The 16509-nt window shown below is 39.5% G+C and carries 12 protein-coding genes and 2 tRNA genes; 11 read left to right on the top strand and 3 right to left on the bottom strand.

Going from position 1 to position 16509, the window contains the following annotated elements:
- Positions 1-56: 56 nt before the first annotated feature.
- A complete protein-coding gene (locus AC1M86_RS04105) occupies positions 57-194 on the bottom strand; it encodes a hypothetical protein (protein ID WP_179998737.1) in 138 nt (45 codons plus the stop codon).
- 67 nt (positions 195-261) lie between these two features.
- Here AC1M86_RS04105 and AC1M86_RS04100 point away from each other — a divergent pair, with 67 nt between their 5' ends.
- The 4 genes from AC1M86_RS04100 (at position 262) to AC1M86_RS04085 (ending at position 5984) form a co-directional block, all read left to right on the top strand.
- Positions 262-3636, top strand: coding sequence for an Rne/Rng family ribonuclease (locus tag AC1M86_RS04100; RefSeq protein WP_481607318.1), 3375 nt, complete (start codon positions 262-264; stop codon positions 3634-3636).
- A gap of 205 nt (positions 3637-3841) precedes the next feature.
- Positions 3842-5683 (top strand): long-chain-acyl-CoA synthetase, encoded by a 1842-nt coding sequence (locus AC1M86_RS04095; RefSeq protein WP_481607299.1) that lies wholly within the window; start codon positions 3842-3844, stop codon positions 5681-5683.
- A gap of 130 nt (positions 5684-5813) precedes the next feature.
- Positions 5814-5889, top strand: a tRNA-Lys gene (locus tag AC1M86_RS04090).
- Positions 5890-5908: 19 nt separating this feature from the next.
- Positions 5909-5984, top strand: a tRNA-Lys gene (locus AC1M86_RS04085).
- Between the two features lie 91 nt (positions 5985-6075).
- On the opposite strand, the gene AC1M86_RS04080 is transcribed toward AC1M86_RS04085, so the two are convergent.
- Positions 6076-6687 (bottom strand): hypothetical protein, encoded by a 612-nt coding sequence (locus AC1M86_RS04080; protein ID WP_481588637.1) that lies wholly within the window; start codon positions 6685-6687, stop codon positions 6076-6078.
- 270 nt (positions 6688-6957) lie between these two features.
- Between AC1M86_RS04080 and AC1M86_RS04075 the strand changes: the two genes are divergently transcribed.
- The 3 genes from AC1M86_RS04075 to AC1M86_RS04065 all read left to right on the top strand — a co-directional run bounded on the left by AC1M86_RS04075 (position 6958) and on the right by AC1M86_RS04065 (position 9658).
- Positions 6958-7221, top strand: coding sequence for a PspC domain-containing protein (locus tag AC1M86_RS04075; RefSeq protein WP_179998741.1), 264 nt, complete (start codon positions 6958-6960; stop codon positions 7219-7221).
- 147 nt (positions 7222-7368) lie between these two features.
- Positions 7369-8151, top strand: coding sequence for a sulfite exporter TauE/SafE family protein (locus AC1M86_RS04070; protein WP_035264205.1), 783 nt, complete (start codon positions 7369-7371; stop codon positions 8149-8151).
- Between the two features lie 97 nt (positions 8152-8248).
- Positions 8249-9658, top strand: coding sequence for an SLC13 family permease (locus AC1M86_RS04065; protein WP_481607298.1), 1410 nt, complete (start codon positions 8249-8251; stop codon positions 9656-9658).
- 75 nt (positions 9659-9733) lie between these two features.
- Here AC1M86_RS04065 and AC1M86_RS04060 read toward each other — a convergent pair whose 3' ends face one another.
- Entirely contained in the window at positions 9734-10960 is a 1227-nt protein-coding gene (locus AC1M86_RS04060; RefSeq protein ID WP_481607297.1) for a hypothetical protein, read from the bottom strand.
- A gap of 348 nt (positions 10961-11308) precedes the next feature.
- Between AC1M86_RS04060 and glyQ the strand changes: the two genes are divergently transcribed.
- From glyQ to AC1M86_RS04040, 4 genes are all read left to right on the top strand, one after another.
- Positions 11309-12286, top strand: a complete 978-nt coding sequence (gene glyQ / locus AC1M86_RS04055; protein ID WP_035264216.1) for a glycine--tRNA ligase subunit alpha — start codon at positions 11309-11311, stop codon at positions 12284-12286.
- Positions 12286-14355 carry a glycine--tRNA ligase subunit beta gene (gene glyS, locus AC1M86_RS04050; RefSeq protein ID WP_481607296.1) on the top strand — a complete coding sequence of 690 codons (2070 nt, stop codon included), beginning with the start codon at positions 12286-12288 and terminating at the stop codon, positions 14353-14355. The genes glyQ and glyS overlap by 1 nt, the downstream gene beginning before the upstream one ends.
- Positions 14356-14574: 219 nt before the next feature.
- The gene (locus AC1M86_RS04045; RefSeq protein WP_481607295.1) at positions 14575-15129 is read left to right on the top strand and encodes an SLATT domain-containing protein; all 555 of its coding nucleotides are present in this window, start codon (positions 14575-14577) and stop codon (positions 15127-15129) included.
- Positions 15126-16424, top strand: a complete 1299-nt coding sequence (locus AC1M86_RS04040; protein ID WP_481607294.1) for a reverse transcriptase domain-containing protein — start codon at positions 15126-15128, stop codon at positions 16422-16424. Before AC1M86_RS04045 ends, AC1M86_RS04040 begins: the two co-directional genes overlap by 4 nt.
- The last annotated feature ends 85 nt before the right edge of the window (positions 16425-16509 follow it).

The following is a 16509-nucleotide window of genomic DNA, read 5'->3' as shown; positions in this document are numbered from 1 at the left end:
AATGTGACAGTGAAAGTAACGAACATCCAATGCACCGTTAGTCCGCCAGTGAATGTTCAGGCTTCTTTAATCAGTGACAGGATTAAAGCCGTATTGCCATCATCAATACGTGAATCAAAATACCGAAGCCCATCAATAAAGGCCGGTAATACACTTAGATCAAACTGATTATGGTGATCTAGGAATTGATCCATGCGGGTTGATGTTCGCTACGTAAATCGCGATGTTTTTGCTTGTGTATCACTATTAGGTGTTACACCCATGAAACGTATGTTGATCAATGCAACACATGCCGAAGAAGTTCGCGTTGCACTCATCACTGGTCACCGTCTTTACGATTTCGATTTAGAAAATCGTACTCGTGAACAAAAGAAAGCCAATATCTACAAAGGTCATGTGACTCGCGTTGAGCCATCTCTTGAAGCTGTGTTTGTAGAATATGGTGCAGGCCGTCAAGGCTTCCTTTCAATGCGTGAAATCGCAAACTCATATTACAAAGCTGACCCTCGTCAAACTTCAAACATTCGTGAGTTAATCACTGAAGGTACTGAACTTTTAGTTCAAGTTGAAAAAGAGGAACGTGGCAACAAAGGCGCTGCTCTCTCAACTTTTATTTCCCTTGCTGGTCGTTACTTGGTCTTAATGCCAAACAACCCGAAAGGTGGTGGTATTAGTCGTCAAATTTCTGGTTCAGTTCGTGAAGAATTGAAAGAAATGTTGGCGTCTTTAAATGTACCTCGTGGTATGAGCGTGATTGTACGTACTGCAGGGATTGGTCGCTCACAAGAAGAGCTTCAACTTGATCTTCAGCACCTTCTCGATCTTTGGGCACGCATCCAAAGTACAGCAAATTCTGGCCCTTCTCCAATGTTGGTTCACCAGGAAGCTGGTGTAGTTACTCGTGCAATTCGCGACTATTTACGTGATGATGTTGCAGAAATTTTAATTGATTCTGAACAAGCATATAACGAAGCATATAATTTCGTTAAAGCTGTTATGCCGAACCAATTAGACAAGTTAAAAACATATACTTTGAATGAGCCTTTATTTGCTCATTTTGGTATCGAAAGTCAAATTCAAACAGCTTACGAGCGTGAAGTGAAACTTCCTTCTGGTGGTTCAATTGTCATTGACCAAACAGAAGCATTGGTTTCGATCGATATTAACTCTGCAAAATCTACTCGTGGTCACGATGTAGAGGAAACTGCGCTTAGTACTAACTTAGAAGCAGCAGAAGAGATCGCTCGCCAACTTCGCTTACGTGATATCGGTGGTCTGGTCGTGATTGACTTCATTGATATGACCAAAGAACGTAATCAACGTATGGTTGAAGCGAAACTGCGTGAATCAACTCAAAGTGATCGTGCACGTATCCAGTTCGGTCAATTGTCTCGTTTCGGCTTAATGGAAATGAGTCGCCAACGTTTACGCCCTTCTTTAGAAGAAGCGACTGGCTATGTATGTCCACGTTGTCATGGCACAGGTATGGTTCGTGACTTACGCTCTCTTTCACTTTCGATCATGCGTAAAGTTGAAGAAATTGCACTTCGTGAGCGTCAAGGTGAAGTGCAAGTAGAAGTTCCTGTTGAAATTGCAGCATTCCTTCTCAATGAAAAACGTCATAGCCTCGTGTATTTGGAGCAAACTTCAAATGTACGTGTGACTGTACTCCCACACCCGCATTTAGAAACGCCACATTACGAAATCTCGTATAATCCTGAAGGCTTTGCACCAACCAGCTATGAACGTACTGAAGCGACTCGTTCTAGTGAAAAAGAGTTGGGTTATGAGTCTTCAGAATGGCACTTAGAAGAAGAGCATACAGCTCCACCTACGCATGCCCCTGTAACGCAGGAAAAAGGCAATAAGCGTCATAAAAATAACCAAAATGCTACACAACCTGCGGTAGCGCAAAAAACTGCGCCAGCAGCTGCTCCAGCAACTAGCCCATGCGCATGGTTAGAAAATCTGTTTGTTCAAAAACAAGCGAGTACGATTGACCAATCGCGTACGGCTAACTCTGCAGCGGCTGCAATTGAACAAATGGTGAACGGTGGTGCCGTAAGTCGTGGTCAATTCGGTCAAATTGCACCTGTGACACCTGTGGCAATTGAAGCATCTGCACCAGTTGAAACAAATGCGTATATTTCACATACGCCTGTTGCGAAAAATGATACACGCGACCAAGAACGTCAAGCTGAAAAAGACGAGCGTCCACAACGTCATAACAAGAAAAATCGCAATAAGCAACGTGACACACGCGAAGTTAACGCAGATCAACATGTGATTGAAGAAGTTGTACAGGCACCTCGCCATGAACAACGTCAAGACAATCGTCATGAGTCACGCAATGAAAACCGTCATGAGCAACGCCAAGAACAGCGTGATCAGAAACGTCATCAAAAGCGCCCTCAACAAAACGAGACGGCTTTCGAAGCACAAACTGAACAAGCTGTGCCACGTCGTGACCGTAATGCACAACGTCCACAACGTCCAAATCGTCACCGCGATCAAAGTGTATTAAATCAAGAGCAATCTTCAGCACCTATTGCTCCAGAAGCTCAAGTTAAAGTTGATTTAATTGATGTACCTCGTAATGATGAGCTTAAAACAGCGTTAGTGGTTAATGTTGATCAAGCACAAAGTGAGATTGTTGCATTAACGCCTGAAGTAGCAGCACCTGTAGCAACTGCTCCAGCACCTGTTGTGACAGACGCTGAAGTGTCAGTACCTCAAGTGGAAATTACGGTTGATGAACCTGTCATTGAAGCTGAGGTTAAACCTCAACAAGCACCACAACGTGCAAGTAACGACCCACGTCAACGTCGTCGTAACAAGCATCAACATGACCAGAAAGCAAAATCAGATGCGCCGAAGCTTCGCCCTTCACAAGTGCCAGCTTTAGCACAACATACGGTTTTAAGTTTAATTCAACATGTTTATGGTGCGGATTGCTCTGTATTGATTGAGCAGTTTGGATTAATTCCAACCTTCAATCGCGCATTGCAAAAGTTCACTGAACAGTATGCAGCGAGTTTAAATACTCAATCTACTGAACCTGCTACTGAGAAAAAACCAGTAACACGTGATGTCGCTGTTCAACAAGCTCCAGCTGAAAAAGAGCCTGCACCTGTGTTGGACTTAACACCTCCAAAACCAGTGTCTGATAAGCGTGTTGCAAACGATCCACGTGAGCGTCGTCGTCTTGCAAAACTTGCAGCAGAGCAAGCAAAACAAGCGCGCCTTGAAGAAGTTGCAGCACAAGAAGCCGTGAAAGTTGAAGCACCTGTTACGGATGCTCCACAAGCAGCTGATGCAACATCCGAAGTTGCACATCAAGAAACAGCAACACAGACAGCTGAAGTGACTCAATCTGAAGTGAAGACTGAAGAAAAAGTTCAAACTTCTTCACAACAGCAACCTGAAGAAAAATCTTCAGAATCAACTGAAGTTGAGTCTACAGAAGCAGAAACTGCGAAAGTTGAAGTGGCGGAAGTTGCCGTAAGTGCTGAAGATAAATCTGCACAAGCTGAATCAGATAAGGATGATGCAGAACAGCAGGAAGAAGATAAACCTGTTCGTCCGCGTCGCCCTCGTGGTCGCCCACCAAAAAAAGCAACACCATCAGCTGAGTAATTTGCTTAAACTACATTAGCTTTTGACAAACCTAGTCATTACGGTGGCTAGGTTTTTTTGTTATGGTCTTTAAAGTTTTGACTGAAAAATCCTGTTCAGAATTGATCAATTTTTCAAAATGGATAAGATATTCAGTGACAAAACCAAGTAAAAAACTTGCGAAAAATTAAAGACTAAACGGAATATCACAAAAAATAGGACCAGTATGAGCCAGACTTATCAAAACGATCTCATTGGAATCAAAGACGTAGCAGCACGACTCCCACATTTGGTCACGAAGTTGCCAAATATTCTTGTCGGGCTCAAACAGGCTTATTTACGTACCCCTAAAACGCCAGCAGGTCTTGCCCTCGCTTTTGAGCGTGCAGCGCAAAAAAATCCTCAAGGTATTGCGCTGTTATGTGAAGATCAGAAATATACCTACCAACAACTAAATGATTGGGCAAACCAAATTGCACACTACTACATCACTAAGGGTGCAAAAAAAGGTGATGTGATTGCGGTCATTGTTGAAAACCGCAGTGAACTTATTGCCACCGTCATTGGTCTTGCAAAAATTGGGGTTGTTTCAGCGCTCGTCAATACGTCTCAAACAGGTAAGGTACTTACCCATAGTATTAATTTGGTTAAACCAATCGGTGTAATTGTCGGTGAAGAATGCCGTGAAGCTGTCGATGAAGTACGCGAACAACTGACTGTCGCCAAAGATAAGCTCTATTGGCTGGCTGATCAAAATACACGTCAAAATGCTGGTCAAGCACCTGATGGCTATCATAATCTTGCACAAGAAATTTTATCTGAATCTAAAGATAATCTAGCTGAAACACATAAGGTGACTGGTGCTGACGGCTTATTCTATATTTATACGTCTGGTACAACAGGTTTACCAAAAGCCGTAGTCTTTACCAATAGTCGTTGGATGTTAGCGTATGGCACATATGGTCATGTCCTCAATCTAAATAAAGATGACGTTATGTATGTCACTTTACCGCTTTATCATGCCACAGGCATGGTGGTTTGCTGGTGTGGTGTAATTGCTGGTAGTTCGACGCTAGCGATTCGTCGTAAGTTCTCAACCTCTTCTTTTTGGAAAGATGTTCAAAAATTTAATGCATCAGCAATTGGTTATGTTGGTGAGCTATGTCGCTATCTTCTAGATGCACCTGAATCACACCAAGATCGCAATCATCGCGTCACCAAGATGATTGGTAACGGCATGCGTCCAAATATTTGGGATAAATTTAAAAATCGCTTTGGCATTGAAGAAGTACTCGAACTTTATGCTTCAAGTGAAGGCAATGTCGGCTTTTCCAATATTTTAAACTTCGACAATACCGTAGGTTTCTCTCCTATTCCTTATGCCATTATCCAATATGACAAGGAAAAAGAAGCTCCTATTCGTGATGCAAAAGGTCATTGTATTAAAGTCAAAAAAGGTGAAACAGGCTTATTGATTGGTAAAATTACCAATCGCTCGCCATTTGATGGTTATACCGATCCAGAAAAGAATAAATCCTCGATCATGCATGATGTTTTTACCAAAGGAGATTCTTATTTCATCACAGGTGACCTCGTGCGAGATATCGGGTGCCGCCATGCTCAATTTGTTGACCGTCTCGGTGATACCTTCCGCTGGAAAGGTGAGAATGTCTCTACAACTGAAGTTGAAAATATTTGTAGTGATTATGAAAAGATCACAGAAGCAGTGGTATACGGCGTTGAGATTCCAAATACTAACGGTCGTGCAGGTATGGCAGCCATCACTTTAGCAGAAGGTGCTGAACTAAATGAGCAAGATTTATCCGATATGGCTCAGTTCTTTAAGAAGTCTTTGCCAAGCTATGCGGTTCCAGTGTTCTTACGTGTACAGAAAACACTCGAAACCACAGGAACATTTAAATATCAAAAGAGTAAGTTAAAGGAAGAAGCTTATTTTCCAGACAAAACTTCAGATCGTATTTTGGTTTTATTACCAAATGAAGATGCATATTGCGATTTAAATGAAGAGATTCTGAAAAATATTGAACAGTATAAATATCGCTTTTAAGCTAAAATCGATTGTTTTTTGGCTAGAAAACACGAAATTGTGTCATTTCTAGCCAAACGTAACAAAGTTTTATATTTTTTACTTGCGCTACTCAAATAACTTGCTAAAATACGCAACATCAAAACGAGATGGGTCGTTAGCTCAGTTGGTAGAGCAGCGGACTTTTAATCCGTTGGTCCCGCGTTCGAGTCGCGGACGACCCACCACTTATTTTGAAACCCCTATGGGTCGTTAGCTCAGTTGGTAGAGCAGCGGACTTTTAATCCGTTGGTCCCGCGTTCGAGTCGCGGACGACCCACCAGATTCTTAAAAAAGCCTTTCATCTTGAAAGGCTTTTTTATTGCCTGCAATATAATACAAGCTACCCTCATAGAGGATCAATTCTTATATCTTCAAAGCTTTTGACGTTGCAAAGTATATGCACGTGACGGTAGCGGATTGTCTTTAAAGAAAGTTTGGTTCACTTCCGTTGCATTGGCAATTTTATCAAGATCCATGACCATATTACCCTGCTCATCCAAATCGTAAAAAAACTGAACCCCACTCTCTCTCAAAATAATGATTTGATGGTGATGCGGATCATACAACCAACGATCTTGGCGATATTGACGTTGCGTTGTAAATTCAACCTTACCACGATGCATAAAAATACGATGAGCTGTGCCATCAGCCAATAAATTGATAATAAACTCAGCTTCACCCTTATCACAACGAGCAAAGCCATCATCACATTGCATGGTGGTTTGGTAACGACCTACAAATTTCTGCCATTCTTTAGCAACAGACTGCGGTGTTGTATCCGCATTCTCTTGAACTGGAGGCCGTGCCTTACCTGCGACATTCGTTAATGAGTTAGAAGACTCAGGCGTATGCGACTCCTGAATTTGGTTGATGTGTTCAATGTGTGGCGATTCATTCTGGCTACATGCTGCAAGTGCAATATTCATGATGGCGATAATGCTGAACATTGAGATTGAATGAACTTTAAAATTTAAATTCATCATTTTATATCTTGAGCCATTTCATAAATTGCGATGTATAAAAATATTATCCTTATAAAATAGGGATATACAAGTATTAGCATGTTCTGTCTAATTATCCAGAACCTATACCACATCAAGGTTTTATCTTTTTCATTACATAAAATTACGATATTTTATGAATAATCTCCTTTAAAACTAAAAATTATTCTCCATATAAAATGTATAGACAAACGTTAAAGAGAAATTGCGAAGTCTATTTCATGACTATTTTAGGTTCTAAAGGAGAACTCAATGGCCAATGTTGGTTTATATCGCTCAAACCGCTCTAACATGATTGCTGGTGTGATGGGTGGTATTGCTGAACGTTTTGGTTGGAATGCGAATTTATTACGAATTATTTTTGTTCTAGTGTCAGTGATGAGCGCTGCATTTCCAGGAATTTTAGTGTACTTAGTGCTTTGGTTAGTGATGCCAAAAAATAAAGTTCAGCACGAACATTCAAATACTTATGATCGTCCAATGCGCACTGTACATCAGGACAGATCACCGCTTTAACTTGAGTTTACCCTCAATCACCCACACAACCTCGGGTGAGTTTTTTAACACGATAATTTCCCCCAATTATCGTGTTTTTTTTATTCTCATTTTGCATCTTTCTCAAAATAGCGCTAACTTGAACAAAACAATAAATATGGACAATCAATGGCACAGTCGGAATGGATGGTATTGTGGCTATGCGCACTGGCCGCATTATTACATGGCCTGAGCGGTTTCGGCTTTCCCATGATGAGTACCGCCGTACTCTCTACTCAACTCCCGCTCAGCCTCGCTGTCACTTTGGTCATTCTTCCCTGTCTCATTTTAAATTTAATTCTGCTAACTGCTCACCCTCAGTATTCAATATGGCAGAGCATTCAACACTACAGCATAAGATTTTTTCCCCTTATTCTAAGTAGCTTAGTTGGCAGTCTGCTTGGGGTGAAACTTTTATTGTGGCTCAATGAAGGTTATTTAAAGCTTTTACTTGGCATGGTGATGGTACTGTATGTGATTGATCAATTACGACAACATTCATTCACCGTCAGCCCGTCAGTGCTCAATATGCTGATATTCGGTCTGTTAGCAGGCATTATCGGTGGTGCTACCAATGCAATGGCACCATTTCTAATGATGTATTTACTCAGCTGTCAGCTGAGTAAAACCGATATTGTGATCGTGAGTAATTTAAGCTTTATCGCCAGCAAATTGATACAACTCCTTCTACTTTACCCAATTTTGGTCAATATTGATGAGCATCAACAACTTTTAGTCATGTTGATCTGTGTTTTTGCGATATTTGGGGTATGGATCGGCGGACTGATCAGGCAACACATTTCTCAACAGTTTTTTAAAAATACAGTATTGATCCTATTACTTTTGCTCGGTATTCAAGCCCTGTGGCAAAGCTATAATTTATTAGAACAATCGATTTCATTGTTTAAATAGTATATTTTGAAAAGTGATAAGGATATTCATTCTTCAGAATTAAGAAGTTTAATACATGCAACTATAAAGCCTATAGCGATATTCAAAAGGAGCGAATATGACGGAACAACTCGCGACCCCGACCAACATGATGCCAAAAGGGCTGATCAAAGGTTGGGGGTTGATACTGATCGCCGCTTTTATTTCTTATGGACTCTATCAAGTCTTACCCTATGATGAAAACGCCAATAAAGGGTTGGCATTACTTTGCTTTATCGGCATTTTATGGCTGACTGAGGCCATCCATATCACGATTACCGCCCTATTGGTACCCGTACTCGCGGTTCTTCTCGCGATGCCTATGGCTAAAGGCGATGAGCTTATACCAATCACAACACAAGCGGCATTAGCTACATTTGCAGATCCTGTGATTTTTTTATTTTTTGGTGGCTTCGCATTGGCGACCGCTTTGCATATTCAAAAGCTGGATAAAAAAATTGCGATGTGGATCATCTCTATGTCTGGTGGTCATCTCGGCATCTCTGTAATGGCGATTTTTGCTGTAACAGCACTTTTATCTATGTGGATTTCAAATACGGCGACTGCAGCAATGATGCTTCCACTTGCCCTTGGTTTACTTTCACATTTAGATGTCAGTCGAGATCGAAAAACATTTGTTTTTATCCTGTTAGGTATTGCCTATTCTGCAAGTATTGGTGGCTTAGGGACCATGGTTGGCTCTCCACCAAATGCAATCGCGGCTAAGGCTTTAGACTATGATTTTGCAGATTGGATGAAAATCGGTTTACCGATGATGATGCTTATTTTACCTGCCATGCTCTTGAGTCTTTATTTGGTACTTAGACCTAAGCTCAATCATAAAGTGCAATTTGTGACTGAGGATATTCCTTGGACGGGTACTCGAATTGCAACAATGGTATTGTTTGTCTGTACGGCTATTGCTTGGATCTTCAGCAAAAAGCTGACCGAGAACTTTGGTATTTCACAACCTGATACTTGGATTGCTGTTTTGGCAGCATGCTTGGTCGTGATTATCGGCACTGCAACATGGAAACAAGTTGCTGAAAATACAGATTGGGGCGTTTTATTTTTATTTGGCGGTGGTTTAACCCTCAGTGCAATTTTAAAAGATTCAGGCAGTTCATTGGTACTTGGTCAAACGCTTGCAAATGTGTTTGGTGATACCTCACCATTGATGATTATTTTTGTTGTAGCAACATTTATTGTCTTTTTAACAGAATTCACCAGTAACACTGCATCTGCTGCACTGTTAGTACCAGTCTTTGCAGCGATTGCCGATCAAATGGGTATGCCTAAGGAAATTTTAGTTATTGTGATCGGCATTGGTGCTTCTTGTGCATTTATGCTTCCTGTTGCGACACCACCAAATGCCATCGTATTTGGTACCGGACATATTCAACAGTCTGAAATGATGAAAGTCGGATTCGTCCTGAATATAATGTGTATTTTCATTGTTTCACTATTTATCTATTGGTTCTTTATCTGATCTAAATAAATGTTCAAAAAAGAAAAAAGCACGGTATTGTGCTTTTTTCTTGTCGATTCAAAGCCAGTCTTTTATTTATTTTGCAACACCCAACCAAGTGAATTTTTGTGGTACGGCATCTAGCTTGATACTGCGTTCAATCTTGGCGGATTTCAAATCAATCTCATGAATCTGTTTCGTCACCACATTATTGATGAAAACGCGATCTTGCTGACCATGCGCAATCAGCGCTGCCTTCGCGATCGCTTCTGAACCTTGCTCAATCACTTGAATACGATGTTTCACTATCCAAGACTCAGTATCTAAAATCACCAATTGCCCCAATGAATCGAGTATCACGAAATAATCGCCAGATTGGCTATACGTCTGCTGAAGACGTTTCACATTGGTATCTTTCTCAGTCCATGGAATTTGTTGAATCAGCTTATTTGCACCATTGATAATGAATAAATCAGGTGTAGCGGATGCCAATCCAACTAGCTCTTTCGCATTAGCTTGGCCAACGACTGTACCAATACGAACGTCCAACTTAATCTTCGAGTCTTTAAAAAGACCTGCAACACCATGCTCGACAAGTAACACGCCGTCTTCACAGCCAAATGCACTATAACCTTTAATCGATGAGGCTCCGTGCAAACCTGGACACGTATTTTCTAAATTATTTTGACCATGGAAGTGATCACCATGCAGTTCGTAATTTCTCACCACACTTGCTAATGTTTCGCCTGATCCTGAATATGAACTCAATACATACTCACCCAACGGTTCAGCTACACCATGATGTTTAAATGGCAGCTTTTGCGATGCCACATTTTTTGAAGCGATTCCTGCATCTGTAAATACATCAAATTTTGATGTTTCAGTCTCGCTACCATCATAAAAAATAGCAGCCTGACCATTAAAATTCCGATAATGCGTAGGTGCAGCACCATTGAGTTGGAAGTTCAATAACTGAGGTGAAGCAGTTCCCTTATCACTTAAACCGCTGTCATAAAAATTAACAGTTCCACCAACTCGATCCATCAAGATGCCATAACGTGAACTGGGACTGCTATGTAACGCAAATGGCATCGTCTTCAGTTGTTTAATATCGATGACTTTTTGCTGTTCTAAATCGAATAAACTCAATTCTGGTCGATCGACTTGATCATTGATGATCAAAAGTCTCCCCTCTTGATTTACCACAGTTGTTGGTTTTTCAGGCGGATTATTCTGATTTGATTTGTTGTTATCACTACCACCACAAGCTGTCAGTAAAATAGCTGAAAGCAAAATGCTGATCTTTGGTAATTGGTTTTTCATGGAGATCATCTCTTATTATGACAATACATTACATTTGAAATGTTATAACATAACATTTATAACATAGTGATACAGAGATTCAAAGATTTATTCATTATCTCCGATGGAATATTCCCAATGAGATGCCAAAAATTAAAGTAAAAATGAAATCAACTGAGGTTGATTTCCTGCCATCTGATTAAAAACTTCGACATCTAGGAAAGAACACTACAGATGTCGTTCTGCTCCAAGTATGCAAACTTTTTAGCAATTGAGTTGGCCGCACAAATTTATGGACTAACCTTTGCCACTCCCTGCTAAAGTCCTTATAATTGAGCGCAATTTTTCTCTAATTTTAAGTGGAAGACCATGAGTCGCGCCATATCGCATATTGATACTTTCCAAGGCTTAATTCTTGCCTTACAAAACTACTGGGCGGAGCAAGGCTGCGTCGTGTTACAGCCTTACGACATGGAAATGGGTGCAGGTACATTCCACACTGCAACTTTCCTACGCGCATTAGGGCCTGAAACTTGGAACGCTGCATACGTTCAACCTTCACGTCGTCCGAAAGACGGTCGTTATGGTGAAAACCCAAATCGTTTGCAACATTACTACCAATTCCAAGTGGTACTTAAGCCAAACCCAGACAACATCCAACAGTTGTATCTTGACTCGCTTAAAGCGATTGGTATTGATCCGTTGGTACATGACATTCGTTTCGTAGAAGACAATTGGGAATCTCCAACGCTTGGCGCGTGGGGCTTAGGTTGGGAAGTATGGTTAAACGGTATGGAAGTGACTCAGTTCACTTATTTCCAACAAGTTGGTGGTGTTGAATGCTACCCTGTTACCGGTGAAATCACTTACGGTTTAGAGCGTCTTGCAATGTACTTGCAAGGTGTAGACTCAGTTTACGATTTGGTTTGGACTAAAGGTCAGTTTGGTACAGTGACTTATGGTGATGTATTCCATCAAAATGAAGTTGAACAGTCGACTTATAACTTTGAATACGCACCTGTCGATAAACTGTTTGAACTCTTCGACTTCTATGAAACTGAAGCAACACGTTTAATCGAAGCAAAACTTCCACTTCCTGCGTATGAGCAAGTGGTTAAAGCGTCTCATAGCTTTAACTTGCTTGATGCGCGTGGTGCGATTTCTGTGACAGAACGTCAGCGTTATATTTTACGTGTACGCACATTGGCGCGTTCAATTGCAAATGCTTATGTGGCTGCACGTGCGGAACTTGGTTTCCCAATGGCAGAACCAGCACTACGTGATGAAGTATTGGCACAGTTAAAGGCACAAGTTGAAGCAGAAGCAAAATCTGAGGAGAGCAAATAATGTCTAAACATACCGTTTTGTTCGAATTAGGTTGTGAAGAACTACCACCAAAAAGCCTTAAAAAATTGCGTGATGCACTACAAGCTGAAACCGTAAAAGGCTTAAAAGATGCAGGCTTGGCTTTTGATTCAATCGAAGCTTATGCTGCACCACGTCGTCTTGCCCTTAAAATCGTAAACGTTGATGGCGCGCAAGCGGACACGCAAAAACGTTTTGATGGCCCTGCGAAACAAGCAGCGTTTGATGCTGAAGGTAACCCAACTAAAGCGCTTGAAGGCTTTATGCGTGGTCAAGGCATCACGGTTGATCAAATCTCGACTTTTCAAGCGGGTAAAGTCGAAAAAGTTTGCTACTTAAAAGATGTCAAAGGTCAAAGCCTTGATGCTTTACTTCCACAAATTTTACAAAATGCCTTGGACAAGCTTCCAATCGCAAAACGTATGCGTTCTGCGGCAAGCCGTACTGAATTCGTACGCCCTGTAAAATGGGTTGTGTTGTTGAAAGACAACGACGTTGTTGATGCAACAATTCAAGATCACAAAGCAGGTAACGTCACTTTCGGTCATCGTTTCCATGCACCTGAAGCAATTACTTTAACGCATGCTGATGAATACTTAGCGAAGTTAAAAGCGGCTTACGTTGTGGCAAACTTTGAAGAGCGTCAAGCAATCATTGACGGTCAAGTCAAAGCTTTAGCTGATGAAGTAAATGCGATTGCGATTGTACCTAGCGACTTACGTGACGAAGTGACTGCACTGGTTGAATGGCCTGTTGCGCTTCGTGCAAGCTTCGAAGAACGCTTCCTTGCTGTTCCTCAAGAAGCACTCATCACAACAATGCAGGACAACCAAAAGTACTTCTGCTTAGTAAACAGCGACAATAAGCTTCAACCATACTTCATTACTGTGTCAAATATTGAGTCTAAAGACCCGACACAAATTATTGAAGGTAACGAGAAAGTTGTTCGTCCACGTTTGTCTGATGCTGAATTCTTCTTCTTACAAGACCAAAAACAACCGCTTGCTTCTCGTAAAGAGAAATTAGCAAACATGGTCTTCCAAGCAGAATTGGGTACGCTTTGGAACAAATCTGAACGTATTGCAAAACTCGCTGTAGCACTCGCGCCAATTACAGGCGCAAATCCTCAAGACGCTGAAAAAGCTGCGCTTCTTGCAAAATGTGACTTAACGTCTGAACTCGTGGGTGAATTCCCTGAACTTCAAGGGATTGCGGGGACTTACTACGCACGTCTTGAAGGCGAAAATGATGAAGTTGCTGAGTCTTTAGGTGAGCAGTACTTACCTAAATTCGCTGGTGACGTTTTACCAAAAACTAAAACAGGTACAACGATTGCCCTTGCTGACCGTTTAGATACGCTCACAGGTATTTTTGGTATTGGTCAAGCACCGACAGGCTCTAAAGACCCGTTTGCGCTTCGTCGTTCTGCAATTGGTATTTTACGTTTAGTGACTGAAAACGAGCTTGATGTGTCAATTGAAGACTTGATCAAACTTGCTTTAGCGGCTTATGGCGATGTATTAAAAGATCATGATAAGACGCTAAACGATGCTGTTGCATTCCTTGAAGGTCGTTACCGTGCGAAATACGAAGACCAAGGCGTTGCTGTAGATGTGATTCAAGCGGTTCAAGCCTTGTCACCAAAATCACCTCTTGATTTTCATAAGCGTGTAAATGCGGTAAATCATTTCCGTGCATTACCTGAAGCGGCTGCGCTTGCTGCTGCTAACAAGCGTGTTGCCAACATTCTTGCAAAAGAAGCTGCGCCTGAAGGTCAAGTGGTTGAAGCGAACTTGGTGGAAGATGCTGAGAAAGCATTGTTCGCTGAACTTGCGAAAATCACGCCTGTGGTTGAGCCGTTATTTGCTGCGAAAGACTACACTGCTGCATTGTCTGCACTTGCTGCACTTCGTGCACCTGTAGATGCGTTCTTTGATGGTGTGATGGTGATGGCTGATGATGCTGATCTGAAAGCAAACCGTTTACGTATGCTTGCTCAACTTCGTGACTTGTTTACGAAAGTGGCTGATATTTCAGTGTTACAGCATTAATTTAAAAGATTGATTTTTCTAAAAAAACCGCTAGAAATAGCGGTTTTTTTAGTCTAATATAGTTTTGTTGCATTTAAGGTAGGATTTTATCCCATCTATATTCTCTATAGGTGCAACTGATTTTTAAAGAGATATTCTCTTTAAGCCTTTAGGCTTGATTCTCGCTAATTAGGCGAGGATATGATTATTACAATTACCTTAAATGCACGCTTATAAATTATGGACATTAACGACAAAATTTGGTGGACAAGAAAAGCTAAAATTGAACAAGAATCACGTCTTTTAAAATATGAATTCCATAGCCAAGCATTATTGATTTGGTACTCATTTTTCACAGTCGCTATTTCAATTCTTCAACTATCTAATACTCACATTCCACTCGCAACATCAACTTTAGTCATTTTTTCTGTACTCACTTTAGTTATGTCTGGAATAGTGAGTGCTCAAAAATTTCATTCTCGTTCAGAAAAAGTTAAATCTTGTTATGAACAGTTGAATACAATAATGTTAGATAATGAAGAAAATAAAACACGAAAATACGAAACGATCTTAAAATCTTGTGAGAACCATACAACAACTGATCACCACATAGCAAAAGTTAAGACTTATTGGCAAACTCCAAAAAAGGAAAGGAAAGAAAAAATAAAACCACCTTTAACTTTATATAATTTCGTTGAAGCCTTCACCAGTAAGCTAAAATACTATTTAACTATAATATTTCTATACACCCTACCATTTTCAAGTGCTTTTATTATGCGGTGCTTCTTTGAATGAAATCTCTAAAAGAAATCCATACACATGAAAACCTTCAAAATATTTACTTAGAAAATATCTATTATAGTTTTGCAATTGGAGCCGATAATGTTTCTCATTCTACCTTCAATAGAAATTTGGATAATGAGATAGATATTATCCACCGAAAATTATCAAAAGAAACTTATGAATTTACTAGATATAAATTAAATTTATTAAGCAAAGGACGACAAAAATATCCTAGAGAAATTTATATCCCAACGATTCGAGATAGAATTGTTCTAAAATCTATGCATAAATTCTTAACGGAAATATATTCAGAAATTGAACATCATTTGCCTCAAGCAATTATTAGACAGGTTTCTTATGAGCGTCTTTTTTATGAATCATTTATAAAAATTGATATTACTAATTTCTATCCATCTATTAACCATCAAATATTATTTAAATTATTAAGTGAAAAAATTAATTGTGATTACTCCATTAATTTAATTAAAAAATCTTTACAGCCACGAAAAAATGAAATTATAGGTGGTGTTCCTCAAGGGTTATCAATTTCCAATATTCTTGCATCAATATATTTACATCAACTTGATCAAAATCTAAGAAATATTGAATCTATAAAGTATTTTAGATATGTAGATGACATCTTAATATTTTGCAACAAGAAAGACTGTGAAAAATTAAAAAATGTAATCGAAGATGAGTTCGTTAAAATTCAGCTTCAAATACATCCCATCGGTAAATTTAGCAAATCTAAAATCGGCTCAATAGAAGATGATCATTTCGATTATTTAGGTTATTCATTTATTAATGATAAAATTACAGTTAGAAAAAGTTCTGTTAATAATTTATATTCAAGTATTATCCAGTGCTTTACTCTTTTTAAATATTCAAATACTAAAAATATTCACTTTTTACTATTCCAATTAAATTTAAAAATTACTGGATGCATAGATGATGGAAAGGCTAAAGGTTGGCTATTCTTCTTTTCTGAAATTAATGATTTAACCTTGTTAAAAAAATTAGATAATTTTGTATTACAGACTTGGAAAAAGTTCAAAATTGATAACAATTATTTTAAAGATGTCAAAACCTTTACTCGAGCTTATCATGAAATAAAATTTAACTTTAAAAGTTCTAATTACTTTAATAATTTTGATTATTTCGATATGGGGAAAAAGATTGAAATCTTAAAAACTGTTTTTAATGTATCTACTAATGGTTTAACAGATTCTGAAATTCATGAAATATTTAAAATTAAAACTAAAAACCAAATAAACAAATTACTAATTGATTTAAAAAATTTCTCTTAAAATCCAAATATTTATTAATTTATGAAATTCCTATAGCCAATTTTCAATCAATTACCTATACTCGACTAAACAACACTCAACAAGA

Source organism: Acinetobacter sp. ANC_7654 (assembly GCF_056779855.1).
Note: the sequence above shows the minus strand (reverse complement) of the source record. Positions and strands in the feature narration are given on the sequence as shown.